This is a genomic window from Variovorax sp. LARHSF232, assembly GCF_052871435.1.
On sequence record NZ_JBIXJS010000001.1, the window covers coordinates 747,251 to 772,557 of the forward strand.

General features: G+C 67.3%; 12 protein-coding genes. 9 read left to right on the forward strand and 3 right to left on the reverse strand.

Translation table 11 applies throughout. The annotated features are described in order from the left end of the window. Window positions 1–29 precede the first annotated feature (29 nt). A complete protein-coding gene (locus tag ACIPRI_RS03620) occupies window positions 30–12,401 on the reverse strand; it encodes an autotransporter-associated beta strand repeat-containing protein (RefSeq protein WP_446588585.1) in 12,372 nt (4,123 codons plus the stop codon). A 289-nt stretch (window positions 12,402–12,690) separates the two neighbouring features. On the opposite strand from ACIPRI_RS03620, the gene ACIPRI_RS03625 reads away from it, so the two are divergent. The 4 genes from ACIPRI_RS03625 to ACIPRI_RS03640 are packed head-to-tail and all read left to right on the forward strand — an operon-like array spanning window position 12,691 to window position 15,787. Continuing rightward, window positions 12,691–13,440 carry a DUF3313 domain-containing protein gene (locus ACIPRI_RS03625; protein ID WP_446588587.1) on the forward strand — a complete coding sequence of 250 codons (750 nt, stop codon included), beginning with the start codon at window positions 12,691–12,693 and terminating at the stop codon, window positions 13,438–13,440. 11 nt (window positions 13,441–13,451) lie between these two features. Then, window positions 13,452–14,288 carry a transporter gene (locus ACIPRI_RS03630; RefSeq protein ID WP_446588589.1) on the forward strand — a complete coding sequence of 279 codons (837 nt, stop codon included), beginning with the start codon at window positions 13,452–13,454 and terminating at the stop codon, window positions 14,286–14,288. Between the two features lie 46 nt (window positions 14,289–14,334). Then, window positions 14,335–14,937, forward strand: coding sequence for a hypothetical protein (locus tag ACIPRI_RS03635; protein ID WP_446588591.1), 603 nt, complete (start codon window positions 14,335–14,337; stop codon window positions 14,935–14,937). Window positions 14,938–14,983: 46 nt separating this feature from the next. Next, a complete protein-coding gene (locus ACIPRI_RS03640; protein WP_446588593.1) occupies window positions 14,984–15,787 on the forward strand; it encodes a hypothetical protein in 804 nt (267 codons plus the stop codon). A 1-nt stretch (window position 15,788) separates the two neighbouring features. Here ACIPRI_RS03640 and ACIPRI_RS03645 read toward each other — a convergent pair whose 3' ends face one another. Next, a complete protein-coding gene (locus ACIPRI_RS03645; RefSeq protein ID WP_446588595.1) occupies window positions 15,789–16,163 on the reverse strand; it encodes a response regulator transcription factor in 375 nt (124 codons plus the stop codon). Window positions 16,164–16,276: 113 nt separating this feature from the next. Between ACIPRI_RS03645 and ACIPRI_RS03650 the strand changes: the two genes are divergently transcribed. Then, window positions 16,277–18,151 carry a sensor histidine kinase gene (locus tag ACIPRI_RS03650; protein WP_446588597.1) on the forward strand — a complete coding sequence of 625 codons (1,875 nt, stop codon included), beginning with the start codon at window positions 16,277–16,279 and terminating at the stop codon, window positions 18,149–18,151. Here the strand turns inward: ACIPRI_RS03650 and ACIPRI_RS03655 are convergent. Next, window positions 18,112–20,769 carry a LuxR C-terminal-related transcriptional regulator gene (locus ACIPRI_RS03655; RefSeq protein WP_446588599.1) on the reverse strand — a complete coding sequence of 886 codons (2,658 nt, stop codon included), beginning with the start codon at window positions 20,767–20,769 and terminating at the stop codon, window positions 18,112–18,114. The genes ACIPRI_RS03650 and ACIPRI_RS03655 overlap by 40 nt on opposite strands. A 212-nt stretch (window positions 20,770–20,981) precedes the next feature. Here ACIPRI_RS03655 and ACIPRI_RS03660 point away from each other — a divergent pair, with 212 nt between their 5' ends. From ACIPRI_RS03660 to ACIPRI_RS03675, 4 genes are read left to right on the forward strand one after another with little or no spacing between them, the layout of a single operon-like run. Then, window positions 20,982–22,115 (forward strand): saccharopine dehydrogenase family protein, encoded by a 1,134-nt coding sequence (locus ACIPRI_RS03660; RefSeq protein ID WP_446588601.1) that lies wholly within the window; start codon window positions 20,982–20,984, stop codon window positions 22,113–22,115. An 8-nt stretch (window positions 22,116–22,123) separates the two neighbouring features. Further along, window positions 22,124–23,680 carry an AMP-binding protein gene (locus ACIPRI_RS03665; protein WP_446588603.1) on the forward strand — a complete coding sequence of 519 codons (1,557 nt, stop codon included), beginning with the start codon at window positions 22,124–22,126 and terminating at the stop codon, window positions 23,678–23,680. Between the two features lie 15 nt (window positions 23,681–23,695). Continuing rightward, window positions 23,696–24,058 carry a hypothetical protein gene (locus tag ACIPRI_RS03670; RefSeq protein WP_446588605.1) on the forward strand — a complete coding sequence of 121 codons (363 nt, stop codon included), beginning with the start codon at window positions 23,696–23,698 and terminating at the stop codon, window positions 24,056–24,058. Window positions 24,059–24,065: 7 nt separating this feature from the next. After that, a complete protein-coding gene (locus tag ACIPRI_RS03675; RefSeq protein ID WP_446588607.1) occupies window positions 24,066–25,304 on the forward strand; it encodes a thiolase family protein in 1,239 nt (412 codons plus the stop codon). Window positions 25,305–25,307: the final 3 nt, after the last annotated feature.

Genomic DNA, 25,307 nt, shown 5'->3' on the forward strand with positions numbered 1-25,307 from the left:
TGCGACACAGACTGGGGTGCTGATTTCCATCACCACTTGATGCGAACGCCCAGATTCGCCTGACGCTGTTCGAATTTGCTGCCGTCGACACTCTTGTCATACGAGCCCACGACAAACAGGTTGACCGATTTGTTCAACTCGGCCTCCACGCCGATGTCCAGCGTGGCCGTCCGGCCCAGGTCATGGTTCGGAAAGCCCAGGGGCGCCGCACCCGACCCTGCCGCCCCGACATACACGCTGCTTTGCTTCTCGCCCAGGGTGTCCTGCAGTCCAAGCGTCGCCCACGGACGGATCCGTGCGCCGCCAGCCGCCTCGAACACCTTTTCCATGCGTACTGCCACACGCGTCGTACGGAGCACGGCGTCCTCTATGGTCAGCTGTTTGCCGCTGGCATCCTGCAGATGATCGCCGGCCATCCAGCTGACGCCCAACTGCAGTTGCGGTTCCACCGTCCAGCCGTCGCCGGGCTTGAAGCGATGGCCCAGGCGGGCGTTCATGGCCATGCTGCCGCTGCGAATGGATTGTTCGTAGCCATCCGCCGTCGTGATCTTGGCCTTCGTCGCCATCTGCCCCGTCGCCGTCACGTCGACATACGTGCCGCTGCGCCAGGTCATGCTGCCGTATCCGCCAAACGTCGGCGCATTGATGCTCACCTTGGCCTTGCCAGGAACCTGCAGTCCCGTCGAATTGGCGCCGCTGGTCCCATAGTCGCCGTCCTGGAAACCCACGAACACGCCACCGCGCCAGGTGCGCGTCGCGTGATCCTCCAGCAGCTGGTCCACACCCGCGTACAGGCCCCGGTTCTGGCCGCTGAACCCAAACCCGGGATTGGCGCCCATCTTCATGTCGCTATAGGTGGCTGCCATCCAGAAGCCAGTGCACTCGCCGGTCAGCTTCGAGTAGACACGCTGGGGCTCTGTCTCATCCGCACCGCAGCGAGGCGTGTCGCCGCGAATGCCGGCCATGCGCTGGAACAACAGCCGGTTGCTGTCCTGGATGCCCACATACGCGATGCTCGGCAGCGCGGCATACGCACCGATCTCCGGCAGCAGGACGTCGGCGGCGGAATTCAAGTACCAGCCGTTGCCCTGCTTCCCCAGCGTCCATGGATGCACGCTGCCCGCAAAACGCAGCGTGCCATCGCTCGCACCGGCGGCCACGAAGCTGCCGTCGGTGGCGGCATCGTCGTTGGGACTGGATATCACCTGGATCGAGGTTGGCAGTTGCGCGGCCGCGCTGCCGTCGCTGACGAAAGTCACCGCCGTGGTCCCCACGACATCGCCCGCGATGTCCAGGCCGCCGCTGGTGCCGCGACCCGGCGACACGGCCACGTGCAGCGCACCGTTGCGTCCGGTGTAGCCGCCGCTGATCGCCAGGCGGTTCGCTCCGGTGACGATCGTGCCGGCGTTCTCGACGCTTCCGCCAATGCTCGCTCCGGCGTTGGCGAGCAGGCGCGATGCCGCGTCGATCGCCAATACGCCGCCGCCCAGGCCAAGCTTGCGGCCCAGGCTCATGGTGGCGCCGTCCAGCAGGTTCACGCGCTCCCAGCCGGGAATGGACATGGCATCGGCGTCCACCTTCAGCGCGCTGAAGCTGAGCCGGTCGTTGCCGCCGTCGCCCCCGTCCAGGCCGGCCACGCCCGTGATGTCACCGCCCACGAAACTCGCGGTGTCGTTGCCGGCGCCAAAGGCGAGCGTGCCCACCACCGCGCCCCTGGCGCTGAAGCTGTCGTCGCCGTCACCCAGGTCGACAGCCGCCCGAAGGGTGCCGCCCTCGCCCACCGTCACAGTGTTGGTACCGGCGCTGCCGGTGATGCTTGTGGCCGCGCCCCCAATCGATTGCAGCACGCCGCCGACGTTCAGCACCGTGTTGTCGGCCATCGTCACGGTCGGCGTCCCCAGCTGCCCCGCGATGGTCAAGGTACCGCCGTTGAGAACGGTACCGCCGGTGTACTGCTGCGCGCCCGTCAGCGTCGCCTCGCCCATGTTTTCCTTGCGCAGGATTTCGAAGTTCGTCGTGCGGGTCGCGTCGAAGCTGAAGGCGCCGGCGGTGTCGAGCACCACCGTGTCGCCGCTGCCGTGGCCGCCACCGCTGATGGTGGCGGCCAGCACCGCGCCGTCCTGCAAGGTCAGCACGTCTTCGCCGCCGCACATGTCGATCGTGCCGGTACCCGATACGGTGCCGGCCACGCGCATCGTGTCGTTGCCGTCGCCGCAGCCGTAGCTGCCGTCGACGTGCAAGGTCGCCCCGGCAGCCACCACCGTGTCGAGCGGGCTGCCGGCGATCGCCGCCACGCTGCCGGCAGGGCCGATGTTCAGGGTGCCGCCGAGCACGCGCACTTCCTGAAGGGCGGTCGCTCCGGGGCCGGTGATGTTGAGCACGCCGGTGCCGGTCTTGGTCACGCCCTCGAAGTTCACCAGCGCGCCCAGATCGGCCGCCAGGTTGATGTCGTAGACGCGCGTGTCCAGGCCGGCACCGCCGTCGACGGTGCCATTGACCACGGTGCCGTCGTGCACCACGAAGCTGTCGTCGCCGGCGCCCAGCGCAAACACGCCGCCGCCGGTATCGAGGGTGCTGCCGACGTCCAGCAGGTCTGCGCCGTCGCCCAGGTCGCCGCGGGCGACCAGCAGCCCGCCCCGCACGTTGACGGTATTGACACCGCTGCTGCCGGTGATGACTGCCGCAACGCCACCTCCGCCCGACAGCACATTGTCAACATTGAGGACAGTGTTGTCGCTCATGGCGACGGTCGGCGTTTCAAGCGTGCCGGCCACGGTCAAGGTTCCGCCATTGAGCACGGTGCCGCCGCTGAAGCTCTGCGTGCCGACCAGCGTCGCCGTGCCGGTATGGGTCTTGGTCAGGAACTCGAAGTTGCTGACGGTGCCGGCGCCGAAGCTCAACGCCGCAGCGTTGTCGAGCACCACGGTGTCGCCGCCGCTGTGCGCGCCGCCGTCCAGGCTGCCGCGCAAGCCGCTCAGGTCCGCGCCGTCGTGCAGCGTGACGACGTCGTCGCCGTCGCCGAGCGCGATGGCACCGGCGCCGCGGACCGCGCCCGCGATGGTCATCGTGTCATTGCCGCTCGAGCCGCTGTAGTTGCCGTCGACGTTCAGCGCCGCGCCACCGGCCACGGTCGTGGTGACCACGCCGCCGACACTGCCGGCGGCGCCGATGTCCAGCGTGCCGCCGTCGACGTTCACGGTGGTGAAATCCGAGGGCGCCGGCCCCGCGACGGTCAGCGTGCCGGCGTTGGTCTTGCGGAGGGTTTCGAAATTGGCGGCGCCGCCCAGGGTGGCGCTGCCGGCAATGTCCGCGACCAGGGTGTCGGTGCCGGTGCCGCCATCGATGGCCGTCGACAGGCCGGACAGGTCGGCACCATCCTGCAGGGTCAGCGTATCGTCGCCGTCGAGCATCTCCAGCGTGCCGAGACCGCTGACATTGCCTGCCACGGTGAAGCGGTCCGCACCGGGGGTGAAGCGCAGCGAGCCGTCCACGACCATGCGCGCGCCGCTGGCCACGCTCGCGTCCTGCACGCCGTCCAGGCTGCCGGCCGCGCCGATGTCCAGGGTGCCGCCGTCGACGTTGACGGTGGTGAACGCCGACGGCGCCGGGCCGGCGATGTGCAAGGTGCCGACGTTGGTCTTGGTCAGCGTCTCGAAGTCGACGGCGCTGCCGAGGGTGGCGTTGCCGGCCAGGTCAGCCACGAAGACATCGGTGCCGGCACCGCCACGCACCGGCGTGCTCAATGCGGTCAGATTCGCGCCGTCCTGAATCGTGAACGTGTCGTTGCCGGCGCCCATGTCGAGCGTGCCGCCGCCGGTGACGGTGCCGGCCACGGTCAGGGTGTCGTCGCCGCTCGTGAACAGCAGGTTGCCATCCAGGTTCAGCGTGGCGCCGCCAGCCACGGTGGCGTGCTGCACCCCACCGATCCCGCCAGCCGGGCCGATGTTCAAGGTACCGGCCAGCACATTCACGTCGACGAAGTCCGACTGCGCGGGACCGTTGACGTTGAGCACGCCGCTGCCGGTCTTGTTCAGGATCTCGAAGTTGGTCAGCGCACCCAGGTCGGCGCTGGTGTTGATGTCGGGATTGAAGGCATCCAGGCCCGCGCCGCCATCCACCGTGCCCAGCACCACCGTGCCGTCGCCGATGGCAAAGGTGTCGCTGCCGCCACCGAGAGCGAGGACGCCGCCTCCCGTGTTCAGGGTGCCGGCCACGTTCAGCACGTCTTCGCCCTCGCCCAGGTCGCCACTGGCGATCAGCAATCCGCCCTGCCGCACGTTGACGGTATTGGCGCCGCTGCTGCCGGTGATGACTGCCGCGGTGCCACCCGCGGCCGACAGCTGGTTGTCGACATTGAGTACGGTGTTGTCGCCCATGGCAACGGCAGGCGTTTCAAGCGTGCCGTCCACGGTCAAGGTGCCGCCGTTGAGGACGGTGCCGCCGGTGAAGCTGTGAACGCCGGCCAGGGTCGCCTCGCCGGTGTTGTCCTTCTGCAGCACTTCGAAGTTGGCGAGCCTGCCCGCATCGAGGACGAGGCTGCCGGCGTTGTTGAGTACCACCCGGTCAGCGCCCGCGTCGCCGTCGATGGGGTTGGCCAACCCCGCCAGATTGGCGCCGTCGTTCAGCACCAGGGTGTCGTCGCCGCCGCACAGATTGACGGTGCCGCTGCCGCTGACGGTGCCCGACACATCCAGCCTGTCGGCCCCGCTGCCGCAGCCGAACTCGCCACCCACGTTCAGGGTCGCGCCGCTGGCCACGATGGCGTTCAACGCGCTGCCGGCGGTGGCGACGATGCTGGCGCCGGCGTGAACATCCAGCGTGCCTTCGAGCACCTGCACATCCTGCAGCGCGGTGGCGCCCGGGCCGGTGATGTTGAGCACGCCGGCGCCAGTCTTGGTCACGCCCTCGAAATTCACCAGCGAGCCGAGGTCGGCGCTGGTGTTGATGGCGTAGGTGCGCGTGTCCAGGCCCGCGCCGCCATCGATGGTGCCGTTCACCACGGTGCCGTCGTGCACCACGAAGTTGTCGTCGCCGTCGCCCAGCGCGAACACGCCGCCACCGGTATCGAGGGTGCCGGCCACATCCAGCACGTCGGCACCGGCGCCCAGGTCGCCCGAGGCCCGCAGCGTGCCGCCAACGCCCACGGTCACCGCATTGATGCCTGTGCTGCCGGTGATGAGCGTTGCCGCCGGGCCGCCCGCCTGCACGATGCCGTCCACATGCAGTTCGGTGCCGTCGGCCAGGTCGATGGTGGGTGTTTCGAGTGTGCCGTCCACATCCAGAACGCCACCGGCGATCGTGGTGCCGCCGCTGAAGCTCTGGCTCCCGCTCAGGGTGGCCGTCCCGACGTTGTCCTTGCGCAGCAACTCGAAATTGGTGGTGTTGCCGGCGTCGAAGGCCAACGCGCCGGCATTGTCGAGCACCAGCGTATCCGCGGTCCCCAGACCTGCGCTGATGGCGTTGCCCAGGAGCGCGCCGTCCTGCAGGGTCAGGGTGTCGTCGCCGCCGCACAGGTCGATGGTGCCGCTGCCCGATACGGTGCCTGCGACGGTCATCGTGTCGTTGCCGGTGCCGCAACCGTAGCTGCCGTCCACGTTCAGCGTCGCACCGCTAGCCACGATGGTGGCCAGCGTGCTGCCGGGCGCCGGAACCACATCGCCGGCCGCGGTCACGTTCAGGATGCCTTGGGCCACCTGGACCGTGGTGAAGTCCGAGCTCATCGGGCCGTTGATGTTCAGCACGCCGGCACCGGTCTTGCTCAGCGTCTCGAAGCCCTGCACCGCGCCGAGGTCGGCAACGGTGTCGATATGGGTGTCGAAGGTGTCGATGCCGGCACCGGCCGACACGGTGCCCACGATGCGGGTGTTCTCGTGGATCGTCAGCGTGTCGTTGCCGTCGCCCAGCGCGAACACGCCGGCGCCGGTGTCCAGGGTGCCAGCCACGTCCAGCACGTCGCTGCCCGCGCCCAGGTCGCCGTTGGCCCGCAGCGTGCCGCCCGCTCCCACCCTCACCGTGTTGTCGCCGATGCTGCCGGTGATCGCCGCCGCCGTGCCGGCGCCGGCATCGACCGTGCCGTCCACGATCAGTGCGGTGGCGTCGGCCAGGCCGATGGTCGGCGTCTGCAGCGCGCCAGCGACAGCCAGCGTGCCGCCCGCGATCGTGGTGCCGTTGCTGAAACCCTGGCTGCCGGTCATGGTGGCGGTCCCGCTGTTCTGCTTGAGCAGCGTCTCGAAGCCGGCGGTTTGGCCGCCGTCGAAGACCATGGCCGAGGCGTTGTCCAGGATCAATTGATCGTTGCCGCCGGCGCCGGCGGCAACACCGCCGTCACCACTCTCGATGAACGATCCGTCCTGCAGCGTCAGTACGTCATCGCCAGCGCCCAGTGCCAGGGTACCGGCGCCGGTGCTGAGGAGCCCCGCCAGGGTCACGCTGTCGTTGCCGTCGCCGAGGTCGCCGTCCGCGCGCAGCGTGCCGGTGACGCCGACAGTGATGGTGTTGGCGCCCGCGCTGCCGGTCAAGGTCGCAGGCGTGCTGCCGGCATCCTCGACGGTGCCGTTCACGTTCAGGGTGGTGCCGTCGGCCATGGCGACGGTGGGCGTGACCAGGGGACCGTCGACGTTCAGGGTGCCGCCGCCGATAGTGGTGCCGGCGCTGAAGTCGTAGGCACCGGTGAGGGTCAGCGTACCGGTGTTCTGCTTGGTCAGGATGTCGAAGCCGCCTATGTCGCCGCCGTCCAGGCTCTGGCCCAGCACGGTGTTGACCACCAGGGAATCGATGCCGCCCGAAGCGGCGACATCCACGCCGCCGCCCAGCAGCGCCGCACCATCATTGAGGACCAGCGTGTCGTTGCCGTCGCCCAGTTCCAGGGCTCCGGTGCCGGTATTCAGGGTGCCGGTGAGATTCACCGTGTCGTTGCCGCCGCCCAGATCGCCGCCGGCGAGCAAGTTGCCGCCGGTGCCCACTGTGATGGTCTGGTTCCCGGCATCGCCGCTCAGTGCGGCCGGGATGCCGCCAGCGGCCTGCACCGTGCCGTTCACGGTCAGCGCCGAGGTTCCGGTCATGGCGACGGTCGGTGTCTGCATCGCCCCGTTCACCTGCAGCGTGCCGGCGCTGATCGTGGTGGCGCCGATGCTGTTGCTGGCCGAGGTCAGCACACTGGTGCCAGCGCCGATCTGCGCCAGGGTGCCCGGGCCGCTCAGGGTGCCGTTGAAGGTGAAGGTATCGCTGCGGTTCAGCGACAGCGTCGAGGTCGCGGAGTCGACGATCACGTTGCCGGCGCCGGCATTGCCGGTAGTGCCGCCATTGCCGATCACCAGGTTGCCGTCGTTGATGACGGTGTTGCCCGTGTAGGTGTTGTTGCCGGTGAGAATCCAGGTACCGCTGTCGTTCTTGGCCAGCGTGGTGGCGCCGGTGCCGTTGTTGCCGATGGTGCCGCCGAAGGTGTTGTTGCCGGTGTTGGTGCCGCCCAGGGCGATGGTGCGCGCGGTGTTGGTGCCGGTCAGGGTCACCGCCCCGGTATTGGTGAACTGCAGTGCGCCGCTGCCGGAGGACTCGATGAAGGTGACGCCGCTGTCCAGGGTGAACTGGCGGTCGGTGGAGTCGCCCGCGCCGGTATAGCGCAGCGTGGAGCCGTTGCCGATCACCAGGTTGGCCGCCGCGTTGGACGAGGCGCCGATGCTGCTGGCCTGGCCGCCGTTGGCCAGTTGGTCCACGCTGAGCACGCCGCCGTTGATCCGGGTGACGCCGGTGTAGGTGCTGCTGGCGTTGGTCAGGCGCCAGGTGCCGGTGCCGGTCTTGGTCAGCGAGGTAATCCCCGCGCCGTTGTTGTCCAGTTGCGCGGCGAGGATGTTGTAGCCGGTGTTGGTGCCGGTCAGGGTGAGCGTGCGCGCCGTGTTGGCGCCCGCCAGGGTCACCGGCGCGGTGGAAGCGAACTCGATGATGCCGGTGCCGGACGCATCGAGCGTGCCGCCGCTGGTGCCGAGGGTGAACTGACGGTCGGTGCTGTCGCCCGCGCCGACGTAACGCAGGGTGCCGCCGTTGAGCACCAGGTTGGCGGGATTGGACGTCGAAGCGCCGATCGAACTGTTGACGCCACCGTTCGGCAGGCAATTGACCGCCAGCACGCCGGCGTTGATCGTGGTCGTCCCGCTATAGCTGCTATTGCAGCCGGACAGCGTCTGGGTGCCGGCACCGTTCTTGATCAGGTTGCCCGTACCGCTGATCGCACCCGCGTACGTCTGACCAAAGCCATCCCTGATCGTCAGTGTGCCCGTGCCCAACGCGATGTTCCCGCCCGCGGTGCCGCCACCGATAAGGGCACCCGCGTTGGCATTGAAGCTGTTCAGGTCCAGCAATACGCCAGCGGTATTGGCCATGATGAAGGCGTTGGTGGTGCCGAAGGCCGTGTTCGACCCTGCGCGCAGCGTGCCGCCTCTGACTTGGGTGTTGCTGGTGTACGAGTTGATGCCGGACAGCAGCAACGTGCCGGCATTGTCCTTGTACAACTCGCCTGCGCCGACGACCTGGCCGCTGAAGCCGAGCGTGGTGCCGCTGAGCACATCGATGACGCCATAGCCCGCAAGACTGAACCCGCGATCGATGCTGACAGTGCCGCCGGTGTAGTTGAGGTTGCCGTTACTGAAGACGAGATTGGTGGACGCACTGCCGGACGCGCCAATGCCGCTGGCGGTACCGCCATTGGCCAGGCAGTCGACGCTCAGGACGGCGCCCTGCAGGGTAGTGGCACCGGTGTAGGTGTTGTTGCAGCCGTTGAAAGTCTGGGTACCGCCGTCAGTGCGCCAGACGCCGCCGGTGCCGCTGATCACGCCCGAATAGTTGCCGCCGCCCCCACCGATGCGCAGCGTGGCCGAGCCAAGGGTGACATTGCCGCCGTTGGCACCGCCGCCAACCAGCGGGCCGACGAAGTTGTTGAAATTATTCAGGTCCAGGGTGACGCCGGCCACATTGGCCAGGGTCATGACGTTAGCGGTACTGGGGGTGCCAAACGCCTGGGTCGAGGCGGCCCGGAGGGTGCCGCCATTGACGGTGTTGCCGCCGACGTACGTGTTAGTACCAGACAGCACCAACGTGCCGGCCCCCTCCTTGATCAAGCGGGTCGCGCCGCTGCCCGCAGCGGTGCCGCTGACGGTCAGGGTGGTGGCCGCAACAGTGACATCGATGGTGCCCCTGTTGGTGCCCAGGGTAAAGCCGCGGTTGGTGGTCGTGGTAGCACCGGTGTACTGCAGACCACCGCCGTCGAGCACCAGGTTGGCGGAAGCGCTGCTGGACTGGCCGATGCCGCTGGTCTGTCCGCCGTTTGCCAGGGTACTCACCGACAACAGGCCACCAGTGATGGTGGTGCCGCCCACGTAATCGTTGGCACCGTTGGCCAGGGTTAGCGTGCCGGCGCCGCTCTTGGTGAACTTCGCATCGTCCGGACTTGTGACCAGACCGGTGAAGGTGAGATTGGTGCCCGCATTGGTGACCGCGATGCCGCTGCCCAGGATGCCGCCGGACTTGGCGAAGGTGAAGCCGCGGTCGCTGGTCGTGGAAGCGCCGGTGTAGCTCAGCGTGGCGCCCTCCAACGACAGGTTGGACGGATCGGCGGCGGAAGCGCCGATGCTGCTGGCCACGCCCCCGTTGTTGATGGTGTTCACCGACAGCGTGCCCTGCACCACCTGGGTGGCGCCGGTATAGCTGTTGTTGGAATTGGTCAGGGTGACCAGGCCCGTACCGGCCTTGACGAAGCCCATGCTGCTGCCGTTGTCGACGATCTGGGAATCGATGGTGAAGTTGCCGGTGCTGTTCTGCTGGATGCCCAGGTCGCCGCCATTGGCGCCGGTCAGCATGCCGCCGGTGATCACCTGGCTGGTGTTCAGAACGGACGGCGCCACGATGATGGTGCCGTCCACGCCCAGGGTCTCGCCGGGCGCCACGGTTACGGTGGTGGACACCGGCCGTGTGTAGCGCAGACCGCCCAGTTGCACGCTGCCATTCACCGTGCCGAAGAAACCGGTCGCGTCGGTGATGAATTCGTTGGCCAGCCAGTTCGCCGCGTTGTCCTTGTTGGTGTAATCGGCAGCGGTGAAGGCCGTGATGTTGCCGCCCACCACCTTGGCGTAGTCGGTGCCGTTGACCGTGGCCCAGCCGCCCAGCGCGGTGCTGGTGGTGGTGATGTTGCCGCTGGCCGGCAGATTGAAGTTCATCAACCCACCGGTGCGGGTGACCGCGCCCAGGTTGACCGTCATGCTGCCGCCGCTGCCGGCACTGGCGCCGATGGTGTTGTTGCCGGCGCTGATGTTCAGGCCGTTGAAGGTCTGGGTGTTGCTCTCGCCCGCCGCGCCGGTCACGTTGAGCGTACCGCCGCTCATGTTGAGCGTGGAGGCGCTGGCGATGATGTTGCTGGCCGGACCGCCGGCGGGGCTGAAATTCAGGTTGAGCGTGCCGCCGCCGATGGTCGTGGCGCCGGTGTAGGTGTTGGCGCCGGTCAGGGTCTGGGTGCTGGCGCCCAGCTTGGTCAGGCCGCCGCTGCCGGTGATGCTGCCGGCGTAGCTTGCCGTGGTGCCGGTCGGCGCTTCCAGGGTCAGCGTGGCGCTGCCCAGGTTCACGGTGCCGCCGGTGCCGGACAGCGTGCTGAAAGTCCGACTGAAACCATTGAGGTCCAGGGTGCCGCCGTTGACCTGGGCGACGGTGGATGCGCCGAAGGCACTGGATGTACCCGCGCGCAGCACGCCGCCATTGACGATGGTGCTGCCGGTGTAGGTGTTGGCGCCGGTGAGCACCCAGGTGGCATCGCCCCCACTGCGCAGGTTGCCGCTGCCGGAAACGATACCGGTGAAGATATTGTCGGCACCGGTAAAGCTGCCGCCGAGGGTGGCGGTATTGGTGATGGCCATGGGGCCGCTCAGCGTCAGCGCGCCGCTGCCGTTGTTGTTGAGGGTGCCGTTCTCCATCTGCCAGTTGCGGTCACTGCTGGCGCCGGTGCCCGTATAGCTCAAGGTCCCGCCTGCACTGACGTTGATGGTGGTGCCGGCCCCCAGCGAACTGGCGACGCCGCTGTTGGCGATGGTGCCGACCTGCACCTGTCCCGCGCCCCGGACCACACCGCGGCCAGTGAAGGTGTTGGCGTCACCGAGGCGGATGGTCCGCCCGGCACTGGAAACAAACCACGCATCGCGGCCGTTGTTGCTGCTGATCACGCCCAGCAGTTCCATGTCGGCGGTGACCGCGTCGAATTCAGCGCGATTGCCCGAACCTCCAGCCAGCGCGATATTGCCCGTGAGGGTCAGGGTGCCTGTACCCCAGTTCTGGAGATACACCGCCTCACCGCTCGGACCGGCAGGGGGGTTCAACTGCCAGTTGCGATTGGAGCTGTCGCCATCGCCCACGTACTGAAGAACAGCGTTGGTCTGGTTGGGAGCACCGACGGTAATCGTGCCATCTGCGACGGTGGTGGGCGCCCCCAGAGAGCTGGCCATCCCCAGGTCGGCAATGGAGGTAAAGCTGGAAGCGCTCCCGCTATTGAAGGTGGTTCTGCCTGTGTAGTTGTTGAGGTCGTTGCTGACCGCCACGGCAAAAAAGCCGGCACTGCCGCTGCCGGTGAAGAAGCCGCTGCCGGCACCGCTGCCGAAGATCTGGACACTTCCGGTGAGCGAAACCGTCCGCCCTGCCAGGCCGCCGCCTGTCGAGCCGACATCCAGCCGGGTGCCGTTGGCCATGTTGACGACATTGGCGACGTTGCCGAGGGCGGCGTTGCCGTTGACGTCCAGCCTGCCGCCATTGACGTTGATGTTGCCGCTGAAGGTATTGGCCCCCGTCAGGAACAGCCAGCCGGTGCCGGCCTTGGTGAGGCCTGCGCTGCCGGCGATGACCGAATTGATGGTGGTGATCACGCCTGGGTTGGTCGTGATGGTGGGCGCGACTCCGCCCAGGGTCAGCGTGCCGCCGTTCAGCACGTAGCCGTTGGTGAGGAACACCATGTTGTGCACGGTGATGGGCGCACCCAATGTCACCGTGCCGGCGGTGCCGCCGAAGAAGGCATCGTCCAGCGCGGCATTGTTCCAGGCGCTGTAGGGCCCGCTGACGCCGTCGCCGTTCGGGCTCCAGAACGCGCTGGTCGTGTTCCAGATGCCGGCGCCGCCCGAACCCACTGCGGTGTTGTTCGAATCCCAGTACCTGTCCACGGCCTGCGCCGGCGCATATATCGCCAGCAGCGCTGCCAATGCGCCCAGCCGCAGCCGCCAGCGCGATGCCGATTGCACGCCGGCACCGCGGTCGGCCTTGCCAAGGCCTGCTCTGCGCTCGACACGCCGGCTGCTTCTCCCGTGACTCGTTGCCAGTTCGGATGCGACCACCCAGGCGCGCAGCGCCCTGGACCAAACGATGCGGAAGATGCGATTCATTGGTCTCCTTTGTCGAGCCGGTTATTCCCGGCGGATGAAGGTGTGCTTTGCATATGCACGAAGCCCGCCCCAGGAGTGGCTCGCATCACCATCAACGACAACGACAACGACATAGAGAAGGGATTGGCGCACTCATCTGGAGGGTCTGCGCAATGTGTGAGCTTCTCGGGGCGGCGTCTACTGCCCTTTAGGGAAGGCGCGTGCGTGCATGTTCGCCCCTATGCTCTGGCCCAATCTACAAGGGGCCAACGTGGGAAGTCGAGCTCGTCCTCATCTCGCCATCGTCGCGATGGCTTCTGCCGCACTCCTTGCGGGCTGCTCCACGCCCGGCTCGAGCAGCACCGGGATCGTGGCGTCGAACAATGCCGAGACCAAGATCAGCAAAGTCGGATTTCTGACGGAGCCGGGCCGGTTGAAGCCCACGCCCGGCGGGGAAGGCTTCCTGTGCTGGCTGCAACCGGACGTCCGGTGGGGCAGCTACGACAAGGTCATGATCGAGCGCATCCAGGTCTATCTGGAGCCCAGCGCGACGCAGCGTCCCGTGGATCCGACGGACCTGAAGGCGCTGCTCGACTACTTTCATGCGGCCTTGGTCAGGAACCTCCAGCCAGGCGTCCGTGTCGTCGATGAACCCGGCCCGGGCGTGTTGCGCCTGAAATTTGCACTGACCTCGCTGATCCCCACCAACACCGCTGCCAGCCTGGCCGGCACGGCGGTGCCCTACGGCTTCATCGCCGAGATGGGCACGGGCGCGGCGACCGGACGGCCTGTGGGTTCGACCCCCTACATGGGCCAGACCGGGCTGGAGGCACAGTTCAGAGACGGCGCCACCGGCAACGTGGTCGGCGAATGCGCGGACACCGAGATCGGACTCAAGTACGCCGCCGACCTGAACAAGGGTGCGACGACCGCAGCGGTCGCATGGATGAACGGCTACGTCAGCTCGTTCACCAGCTGGAGCTATGCGCAGGATGCCTTCAACAAATGGTCGGGGGCGTTCGCGCGCCGATTCGCTGCCCTGCGCGATACATCACGATAGCGCCAAAAGACATGTCTCAATCCCGCACCAAGTACCGCTTGCCCTGTCAATGGATTTGGCTTGCCAAAGCCATGTTCGCAGGCCTCCTGTCAACGTCTGCCCAGGCGCAACACAGCAACGAGGAACTCGCCAAGGCGGCGCAGAACCCGCTGGCCAGCCTGATCAGTGTGCCGTTTCAGCTCAACACCAACTTCGATACGGGGCCGGAGGAGCGGACGCAGAACGTGCTCAACATCCAGCCGGTCGTGCCCTTCAGCCTCAACGAAGACTGGAACCTGATCTCGCGGACCATCATGCCGCTGATCTGGCAGCCGGCCTCTATCCCCTTCGAAGGTTCGACCTTCGGCCTCGGCGATATCCAGGTCAACGGCTTCCTGTCGCCGAAGAACTCCGGCGAATGGATCTGGGGCGTCGGCGCCGTGGCGCAGCTGCCGACGCACACCAACGATCGCCTCGGCAACGATCGCTGGGGCCTGGGCCCGACCGCGGTCGTGCTTCGGATCGAGAAGGGCAGTCCCTGGGTCTATGGCGCGTTGATCAACAACATCTGGTCGGTGAGCAGCTCATCGACCGATCCGAAGATCAACCAGCTGACACTGCAGCCATTCCTGAACTACAACTTTGCTGGAGGCTTGTACCTGACCTCGTCTCCGCTCATCACCGCGAACTGGGAGGCGGCCGGAGGCCAGAAGTGGACGGTGCCAGTGGGCGGGGGCGTCGGCAAGATTGTCCGCCTTGGCAAGCTGCCGGTGAACCTGCAAGCCTCCGCCTACTACAACGTCGAGCGACCCGACAACGCACCTCGGTGGTCGCTGAGACTCCAGGCGCAGCTGATGTTCCCCCGATGATCGCCTTTCAGCCATCTCCTCTTTCACTTCATCCACAAAAATCAACATGAAACCCCTACACCTCCTCGCGGCATCCACCTTGTTGAGCACGCTTTCCCTGGCTGTCATGGCCCAGGACAAGCCAGTTGCGGACGGCGCCGTGATTGCCCAGTCTGCACCGGGCAAGGCAACCCTCGCAGAGGAAGTGCGCGTCACAGCCACCGTCCAGGCCGTCGATGTGCAGCAGCGCGTCGTCACGCTCAAGGGCCCGAAGGGCAACGTGTTCAAGACCGCCGTCGGCCCTGAGGTGCGCAACCTGGCGCAGGTGAAGGCGGGCGATCGCGTGGTCGTGCGCTACTTGCAGGCCTTGTCCCTGGAACTGAAGAAGAACGGCAAGGAAATGCGCAGCCGGATCGACACCGCCGATGGCGCACGCGCCGAGGCCGGCACTCGGCCGGGCGGCGCCGCGGCGCAGCAGGTGGAGGTGACGGCCGACGTGATTGCCGTCAACACCAAGACTCAGATGGTCAAGCTGCGTGGGCCCGAGCACGTGGTCGACCTGAAGGTGCGCGATCCCGAGCAGCTCAAGCTGATCAAGGTGGGAGACCAGATCCACGCCGTCTACACGCAGGCGCTGGCACTCTCGGTGGAACCGGCGCCGAAGAGGTAGAGCGGTGTTTGCGACCCAGCGAACCGGACGCCACGGCGTCCGCTGCATGGCAGCCCTGCTCGTACTGCTGCCCTTCTCGGCAGCGCATGCCCAACAGGCCGGCGGGAGCAGCGTGAGCGAGTGGCGCTACGGCTTGTCCGTGTACGGCTACTTTCCCAGTCTGAGCGGTTCCTCGAGCGCCCCGACGACGCCGGGCGGCCCCACCATCGACGTCAGCGCCGACAAGATCATCGATGCGCTGAAGTTCACCTTCATGGGCAGCCTCGACGCCAACAACGGACGCTACGGATTCTTCACCGACTTCATCTATCTCGACCTCGGCGAGAGCAAGCAGGGCAGCCGGAACTTCACGATCAACCGGGGGCAGATTCCCGCCAGCACCTCGGCGGACCTCAGTTGGGACCTCAAGGGCGTGCTCTGGACATTCGGCGGCGAATACCGGGTGCCGACCGATCCCAAGCTGACCCTGGATGTCCTTGCCGGCGCGCGAATGTTCTCGCTCAAGCCCTCGCTGCGCTGGAGCATCCATGGCGACTTGGGACCTATCGACGCTGCAGGGCGAACGGGCGCGGCCGAAACCAAGGAAACCTTGTGGGACGGCATCGTGGGGGCCAAGGGACGCTATGCCGTGGGCGAATCGGGCAAGTGGAGCCTGCCCTTCTACGTCGACGTGGGTACCGGCGAGTCAAGCCTGACCTGGCAGGCCGCAGCGGGCCTGAGCTATGCATTCTCGTGGGGCGAACTCACCGGCATGTGGCGCTACATCTCCTATGACATGAAATCGAATAGCGGTCCGCTGGAGGAACTGCGCTTCAACGGCCCGATGCTCGGCGCGACTTTCAGGTGGTGAGTCAACCGGCCAGCCGCCGGATCGCCTGGACGATGTCCGCACCAGGATCGTTCTTCCGGAAATAGGCAGCGCAGCCGACGGCCATCGCGTCGGCGTGCGTTTGCGCGTCGTCGTGCGCCGTGATGAAGATGAAAGGCGGATACCCACCTTGCGCCTTCAGGCTGCGCGCCAGTTCGATGCCTGACAGGCCGCCGAGTTGGACGTCCAGCAACAGACAATCGAAGCTGGGGCTCTTACGGTCCGCCAGGAAGTCTTCGGCACAGGTGTAGGTGACGGGCTGCATTCCCGACGCCCGCAGCAGGCGCGCCAGGGAGCGGCACAGGCTCTCGTCGTCATCGACGATCGCGACATAGAGGGGCGGCGAAGACATGATCATCGAGGCTCCGGGCCACTTTGCGCCCAGAACCTGCAGGCGTCTACTGCCCCTTGGGGAAGGTGACGCCGATTGACCCAGGGCAGAATTGGGCCTGGTCACCGATTGGAGTCTTCATGAGTTGGGTCACCATTGTTTGGGCCATGGTCGGGTCCGCGTGCCTCATGCTGGCTACCGTGCATTTGCCGGTGTGGGTGAAGGATCGGCAAGCCTGGCCGAGTTTGTTCTTTTCGATCCTGGCGGCGGCGACCGCTGCGCTTGCCTTCTGCGAACTCGCCATCATGAAAGCGCAGTCGCCGGAGGAATATGCCGTCGCGAATCGCGCGGGACAGGTGGCGGTCTGGGTCGCCACCGTGTCGCTGGTCGGCTTCGTGCGCAGCCATCTCAAAAGTGGTCGCGCCTGGTTGGGGTGGACAGTCATCGTCCTGCGGACCGTCACCTTGCTGCCCAACTTCACGACCGGACAGTCACTGAACTTCAAAGAGATCTCGGCGCTGCGCGCCATTCCGTTCCTGGGCGAGAACGTCTCGATCGCCATCGGGACGCCCAATCCGTGGATGCTGCTCGGCCAGTTGTCGATGGTCCTGCTCGCGATCTTTGTCCTGGATGCCAGCCTCTCGGCCTGGCGCCGCGGCGGCAGGGCCCCTGCGCTCACCATTGGCGGCACGGCCTGCTTCTTCGCCCTGGGCGGTGTTGGTCAGGCGGCGCTGGTGTTCTGGGGCGTTGTCGAGATGCCGATCACGGTCAGCTTGTTCTCCTTGGGCATCGTGTTCGCGATGGCCTACGAACTGAGTCGCAACGTGCGTCACGCGGCGAAACTGCTGCACGAGTTGCGCGAAAGCGAGGAGCGCATGGCGCTCGCCATGCAAGCCGCGAACCTGGGCCTGTGGATGCGTGACAGCGCGTCCGGCACCTTCTGGGCGAGCCCGAGAACGCGGCAGCTGTTCGGCTTTTCGCCGAGCGAGCCGCTGGATCTGGAGCCCTTGCTGTTGAAGGTGCATGCTGACGACCAGGACATGGTTCGTCTGGCGTTCTCCGAGGCGGCAGGAGGGGACAGGGCTGGCCGCTACCAGATCGAGTTTCGCGTCTGCGCTTCCGATGGCAGCACGCGGTGGATCTCGGCGCAGGGACAATTCGAGTTCGAACACCAGCGCGCTGTCCGCAGCCTGGGCGCCTGCAGCGACATCACTGCGCGCAAGGAAGCCGAGCAGGAGATGTTGCGTCTGCGGCACGAGATCGCTCATGCAGGCCGCGTGTCCGTGATGGGTCAGCTGGCGGCTGCTCTGGCCCACGAAATCAACCAGCCGCTTGGCGCCATCTTGCGCAATGCCGAAGCCGCAGCACTCATGCTGCAAACCGATCGGGTGGACCTCGATGAAATCCGCGCGATCGTTGACGACATCCTCGCCGATGACCAGCGAGCAGGTTCCGTGATCGATCGCATGCGCGCGATGCTGCGGCGCCACGAGGTCGAGGTCATGCCGCTGAACGTGCCCGACCTTCTGGAGGATGTCACGGCTTTGGTCCGTCCCGACGCCGCAGCACGCCACATTCGCGTGGTGTTGCAAGTTGCGCACCATCTACCGCCGGTCCTTGGCGATCGAGTCCATCTGCAGCAGGTGCTGCTCAACCTCATCTCCAACGGCATGGACGCCATCGACGAAGCAGCACACAGGGTGCGCAGCATTGTGGTCACCGCGAGGCGTCGCGGTGCCGAGACGGTCGAGATCGCCGTCAATGACAATGGTTCGGGCATTCCGAAGGAGCGGTTCGAGCAGATCTTTGCGTCGTTCTTCACCACCAAACCGAGCGGGATGGGAATGGGCCTGTCGATCTCGCGCACGCTGGTCGAGGCAAACGGAGGGCGACTGTGGGCGGAGAATCTTGAAGGTGGCGGCGCCAGCCTGCGCTTTACGCTACCGGTCTCGAAGGAAGGCCATGCGCGCGGCGCTCAGACCAGGCCCAGTTCGCGCGCCAGCGAAACGGCCTGAGTGCGATTGCGCGCTCCCAGCTTGCCGTTGATGCGCCGCAGGTGCGTCTCGACGGTGTTCTCGCTGATGAACAGCTTGCGGCTCAATTCCTTGTTCGACAGGCCGCTTGCCAGCAGCCGCAGCACCTGCCGTTCGCGCTGGCTGAGCATCTCGTCGATGCCTTCAGGCGTGCTCACGGGCGCAACGGTGTCGGCACGCATTTCCAGCGCTGCCCGCAGGGCCGCCAGGTGCGCAGCGTCGACACCGGCGCTCGGTGGCATGGCATCGAGCAGCGGCGCCAGGTGCCAAGGCTCGTCAGCCAGGGTGCGCAGCAATTCCTTGGTGCAGGCCACGTGCAGCACGCGCGCCAGCACCTCGAGCGCTTCCGACCGCTTGCGCGCCGCCTCGTAGGCTTGAGCCAGCAGGCACTCGAGCCGCAGTGCGCGGCGGTGATGCTGCACCGCTTCGGCCTGTGCCACCGCCTCCTGGATGCGCGGGATCATCGACGGCGCAGCGCCCGTTCGCATGGCCACGCGCAGCGTTGCGATGAAGCTGTCGTCCAGGTCTTCCGAATAGGGAATCTGCCCGGCCTGGGCCTTCCAGCCCCGACCCTGCTCGATCAGGCTCAAGAGCTGGCGCGCGCTGGCAACGTCCCCGCCGAGCAGCGCCAGCCGCAGCTTCTCGTGCCGGGCCGCCGTGGCGATGCGGGGAATGCCCCAGGCGTCGCCCAGGTCCAGCATTTCCGCCAGGGTCTGCCGGGCCTGCGCCGCCCGCCCGCGCAGCGCATGGGTGCGCGCCGCCACCCGGTAGGCGACGATCAGGTGCTCGGGAATGCAGGCGTCGCGGATCACGGGGAGGTATTCCTCCACCAGCAGTTCCACCGCCTGCAAGTCGTTCAGCTCGTACAGCGCCTCGGCCAGGTGGCTCGCAGCCACGCCCGATGCATCGGTGTAGCGGCAGCCGGCCTCGATGACCTTGCCCAGGGTGGCTTCGAAGCGCTGATGCGCCTCGCGCACATTGCCCTGAAGCAGTTCGATTGCACCTTCCACGCACAGGGTGTGGTTGAGCCCGTGGATCTCGCCGACGTAGAGCCGCTTGGCGGTGGCCAGGTAGCGCAGCGCCGTGGCGTAGTCGCCGCAGCCGATGCGATCGAAGGCGGCGGTGTTGTGCACCATGCCGGCAACGCGCGGCGGCGCATCGTCGAGGCGCTCGACAAGCGCCGATGCCAGCTCGATGGCCTGCGGCATCTCGTCGGCCCACAGCAGGGTCGCCAGCTTCACGCCCATCAGCTCGTAGCCCAGTTGCGAGCCCGCTTCGGCGACGCGCCCGACCACCTCCAGCAGGCGCGGTACCGCCCGATGCTGGTGCTGGATGGCCATGGCGTAGGCGCCGGCGATCGCCAGTTCGGGATTGGCCGCCAGCAGGTCATCGGGCAGGCTCTCGACCCACTTGCGCAACGTGCCGACCTGGCCCGTGTTGACCATCTCCAGCGCGCGCGTCGCCATCAGCTCGGCGGCCAGGCCCTGCTGAGCGCCGGCCAGCGCGTGCTGGATCGCCGGCATCAGCCGGCCATGCTGTGCCAGCCATTTGGCGGCGCGCGTGTGCAGCCGCACCGCCTCCTCTGCGGTGGGCAGCCCCGGCTGGCTGCGCAGGAAGGCCAGGAACAGCGGGTGATAGCGATGCCATTCGCCCTCCGCCTCGATGCTCAGCAGGAACAGGTTGTCGCGCTCGGTCTGGCGCAGCATCGCGGCGCTGTCGTCGCGCCCCAGTACGGCATCGCACATGCCGGCGCAGAAGCTGTCGAACAGGCAGGTCCGCAGCAGAAAGCTGCGTTGTTCATCCGGCAAGCGTGCCAGCACGTCCTCCACCAGCCAGGCCGCCAGGTCGCGCGAGAAGTCGCTGCTGGCACCCAGCACCGCGTCGATGCCCGCCGAGCCGCCGAGGGCGGTGGCCAGTTGCAGGGCTGCCGGCCAGCCGTCGGTGCGCTGCTGCAGCCGGGCCACGTCGGCATCGCTCAGCGCCGCTTGCGGACGCACCCGCAGGTAGTCTTGCGTCTCGCCGACGGAGAAACGCAGCATCAGCTGATCGAGTTCCAGCAACTGGCCGCGCGCACGCAGCCGGGCCAACGGCAGGGCCGGCCGGGCGCGCGCGCCGATCACCATGCGTTGCCCCGGCCCCAGGGCGTCGATCACATGGCCCAGCGTGGCCAGCACCTCGGGGTTGTGCAGGTGCTCGGCATCGTCCACGAACAGCGCGAAGGGCGTCTCCATCACGGCCAAGGTGTCGAGCAGCTGGTAGGCATGGCTGCCGGTGGCAGCCTCCACCTCGCCGCCCGTGGCCGGTGGCGCATCGGGCAGCAAGGGCGCCAGGGCCGCCTGCAGATGAAAAGCAAAGCGGCCGGGATCATTGTCGTTGGCATCCGCCGTCAGCCAGGCCACCGGCAGCCCTTGCGCGCGCAGCGCACGCAGCCACTGCCCCATGGCGGTGGACTTGCCGTAGCCGGCCGGCGCATTGAACAGGACCACGCTGGCACCGGACCGGGCGAGTGCGGTGGCCACTGCGCTGCGCTCGATCTCCATCGAGGCCGGGCGCGGTGGGCACAACTTCAACGACAGCGGCCTGGGGGTGGGCAACAACATGGCGCGGCGATTCTCGCACCGGGCCGGTGCCGCACCGGGGCGGGCGATCCCTAGGAGCCTGCGTCACGGATTTCCGTGAACGCCCTGCCTCCTGCAATTTGGCGGCTTTCCGTGATTGGCCGCGTGCCTTCGAAACCGGAAACTTCCCCGCAAGCCAGAGCGCATCCGCTGCCCTGCTTCGTTCATCCACATCATTCCCAGGAGACACCCCAATGGCAAAGCATCCCGTCGTCGTCTATGGCGCCAGCGGCTACACCGGCATGTTGATCATGGACGTCCTGATCGACCAGAACATCCCGTTCACGGCGGTCACGCGCAACGCCGAGCGCACCCGCGAGATGATGGCTCAGCGCGTGGTGCGCCTGGAGTCGGCCACCTACGAGATCATCGAGTGCGAGCACAGCGTCGAAGCGCTCACCCGCGCCTTCAGCGGCGCCAAGGTGGTGTGCAACACGGTGGGCCCCTTCGGGAACTTCGGCCTGGTGGCAGTGGAAGCGGCGCTCAAGGCCGGCTGCCACCACATCGACACGACCGGCGAACAGGGCTACATCCGCCAGGTGCGCGACCAGTTCGGCAAGCTGTACGCCCAGGCCGGCCTGGTGGTGGCGCCCTCCACTTCCTACATGTTCACCTTTGCCGAAATCGCCGCCGAGCTGGCGCTGGAGACCGAGGGCGTGGACGCGCTCGAGACCGCCACCCTGTGCCGCGGCCCGCGCGGCGTCGGCGCCGGTGTGACGGTGGGCTCCACCGCCTCGATCTTCGAGGCGTTCCGCCACGAGCAGTGCTACCTGTGGGAGAAGAAGCTGGTGACCCATGCGCCGGACTCGAGCTTCAACATCGTCTCGCCCGACTTCGCCCAGCCGGTCTTCAGCCTACCCTGGGGCGGCACCTCGCTGCCGGTCTTCTTCGAGAACGACGCGCGCGTGCGCTCCTGCATCTCGGCGGTCGGCTTCTACGACAACCCGGTGATGCAACTGGTGCACCAGGTCGGCAAGAAGTGGGAGGCCGAATACAAGCACATGAGCCGGATCGAACAGGACGCCGTCATCAAGCACCTGGTCGACTCCACCACGCCCACGATGCCGCCGCGCGAGCGCACCACCATCCAGCGCTCGGTCGACTTCGCCATCGGCCGCGGACAGCTCGCCGCGGTGCGCGCCACCGTGCACGGCCTGACGCCCTACATCTCGACCGGCGCGCTGCAGGCCGCCGCCGCCATCAAGCTCCTGGACAACGACTCGGCCAAGCGCGGCTTCACCTCCGCCGGCAAGGCCTTCGGCCACCGCTACCTGCTGGGCTTCCTGGAGCAGCGCGGCCTGGCGCGCGCCACCGTCACGCCACTCTGAGTTCCGCCATGGCCATCATCGACTTCTTCGACCGCGGCTGGCGCATCAACCCGACCGGCGCCGCCTACATCCAGGACGAACGCAGCTACAGCTTCGACGAGGTGGGTGCGCAGTCCTGCCGCATCGCCAACCAGCTCCTGGCGGACGGCTTTGCGGCCGGCACGCGTGGCGCCGTCTGGGCCGGCAACGACGTCGGCGCCTGGATCTGCACGCTGGGCCTGTGGCGCGCCAACATGACCTGGATCCCGGTCAACGTGCGCAACGCCACCGAGGAGAACCTCTACATCCTCGACAGCTTCGACTGCGAGGTGGTGTTCTTCCAGGAAGCCTTCGGCGCGCAGATCGCCGCCTTGTGCGAGCGCATGCCCAAGGTGAAGCGCTGGATCTGCCTGGACGGCAGCCATGACGGCGCCGAGCCGATGTCGCGCTGGCTGGCCGACGCGCCCGCCAGCCGTCCCGACGTCGCCTGCGAGATGGACGACGTCGTGTCGATCTCGCCCACCGGCGGCACCACCGGCTTGCCCAAGGGCGTGATGAACACGCACCGCAGCCTGCAGACCTTCATCGCCCACTTCATGACCAGCATGAGCTACGGCGGCGACGAGTTCCCGGTCAACCTGGCGGCGGCGCCGATGACGCACACTGCCGGCGCGCTGTCGCTGCCCTGCACTGCGCGCGGCGGCACGGTGGTGGTGCTTTCCAAGCCCGACCCCGCCCTGCTGCTGGGTGCCATCGCGCGCCACAAGGTGACGGAGTTCTTCCTGCCGCCCACGGTGATCTACAAGCTCCTGGACGTCCCCGGCATCGAGAAGGTGGACTTCTCCACGCTGCGCTACTTCCTCTACGGCGCGGCGCCGATGTCGGTGGAAAAGCTCAAGCGCGCCATCGAGGTCTTCGGCCCGGTGATGACCGGCGGCTACGGCCAGACCGAGTGCCCGGCCTCGATTTCCTTCCTGACCCCGGCCGAGCATTTCGTCGCCGGCCGCATCGCCGGCGACGAGCGCCTGTCCTCGGTGGGCCGGCCCAACCCGCTGGTGCGCGTCGAGATCCTGGACGAACAGAACCGTCCCTTGCCCACCGGCGAAACCGGCGAGATCTGCGTACGCGGCGACCTGGTGATGAAGGGCTATTACAAGGCCCCGGAAAAGACTGCCGAGACCATCGTCGACGGCTGGCTGCACACCGGCGACGTCGGCCACCTGGACGGCGAGGGCTACCTGCACATCACCGACCGCAAGAAAGACATGATCATCAGCGGCGGCTTCAACGTCTACCCCAGCGAGGTGGAGCAGGTGATCTGGGCCCACCCCGCGGTGCAGGACTGCGCCGTGATCGGCGTGCCCGATGACAAGTGGGGCGAGGCGGTGAAGGCGGTGGTCGAGCTCAGCCCCGGCCAGGAAGTCGGCGCCGAGGAACTCATCACCCTGTGCCGCGACAAGCTGGGCGCGGTGAAGTCGCCCAAGACGGTGGACTTCATCCCCGCCCTGCCCCGTAGCGCCGCCGGAAAGGTGCTGAAGAAAGACTTGCGCGCGCCCTACTGGGCGGGCAGCAAGCGCGCCATCTGAAGAGAAGAAATCACCATGTATCCCCCTCAAACCAAGCCACTGTTCTATTCCGCCGCCTTCTTCAACTGGGGCGCCGTGCTGATCCTGGCGCTGTTGGCGCATCCGCTGGGCCTGCAGCCGCCGCAGGACAGTCTGTTCGGCCAGATCACGTTGGCCGCCATCTTCATCTTCGGCTGCGGCTACTGGATGGTCGGGCAGTCCCCGAAAGCGAACCGCGGCATCGCGGCCCTGGGCGCCTTCGCCAAGTTGGCCATGGTGGCGGTGGTGTTCGGCCATTGGCTGGCCGGCAGCGCGACGACACAGATGGCCGCCCTGGTCAGCGGCGACATCGTCTACGCCGTCCTGTTCATCTGGTTCCTGCGCCGCACCCCCGTCTGAGACTGCCATGAGCACGATCTACGTCGCCGGCGTCGGCATGACGCTGTTCGGCCGGCACCTCGAACGCTCGCTCGAGGACCTGGCCCGCGAAGCGCTGACCGGCGCCTTGCGCGATGCAGGCTGCGGCGTCGGTGACCTGGGCGCCGCCTTCTACGCCGGCGTGACCAACGGCCCGCTGCAGGGGCAACTCGCGATTCCCGGCCAGGTGGTGCTGGGCAAACTCGGCATCGAGGCCATCCCGGTCTTCAATGTCGAGAACGCCTGCGCCTCGGGCAGCAGTGCGTTGCACCTAGCGGTCCAATCCTTGAAGGCCGGCGCCTGCGACGTGGCATTGGCCCTGGGCGCCGAGAAGATGAACGTGCCCGACAAGGCCCGCGCCATGGCCCTGTTCGAGGCCGGCTGGGATGTCTCGCGCGCCGAACAGAACTACCAGACGCTGCTGCAGATGGGCCAGGGCATCGAGCCGCCGCCCGGCTCCGAGTCCGACAAGCCCTACAGCCGCTTCATGGCCATCTACGCGGCCCTGTGCCGCCACCACATGGAGACGCACGGCACCACGCAGCGCCAGATCGCGGCGGTGTCGGCCAAGAACCACCAGCATTCAGTGCACAACCCGCTGGCGCAGATCCGCAAGGCCTTCAGCATCGAGGAGGTGCTGGCGGCGGCGCCCATCAGCTACCCGCTGACCTTGCCGATGTGCGCACCGCTGTCCGACGGCGCGGCCGCCGTCATCGTCTGCACCGAGGCCGGATTGAAGCGCATCGGCGCATCGCGCTCGCGCAGCGTCAGGCTCGCAGCCAGCGTGATGCGCAGCTTCACCGCACGCGCGCTCGACGAGCCGGCCCGCAACATCGGCCGCCTGGCGGCCCTGCAAGCCTACGAGCAGGCCGGGCTGGGGCCAGCCGACATGCACGTGGCCGAGGTACACGATGCTTCCGCCATGGGCGAAATCATCCAGGCCGAGAACCTCGGCCTGGTGCCGCTCGGCCAGGGCGGGCCGGCGGCCGAGCGCGGCGAATTCACCATCGGCGGCCGCATCCCGATCAACCCCTCCGGCGGCCTGGAATCCAAGGGCCATCCGCTGGGCGCCACCGGCCTCGGCCAGATCCACGAGTTGGTCACCCAGCTGCGCGGCGAAGCCGGTGCGCGCCAGGTGCATGGCGCGCGCCATGCCATCCAGGAAAACGGCGGCGGCCTGCTCGGCATCGAGGAAGCCGCCCTCTCCATCCACATCCTCACCCGATAGAAA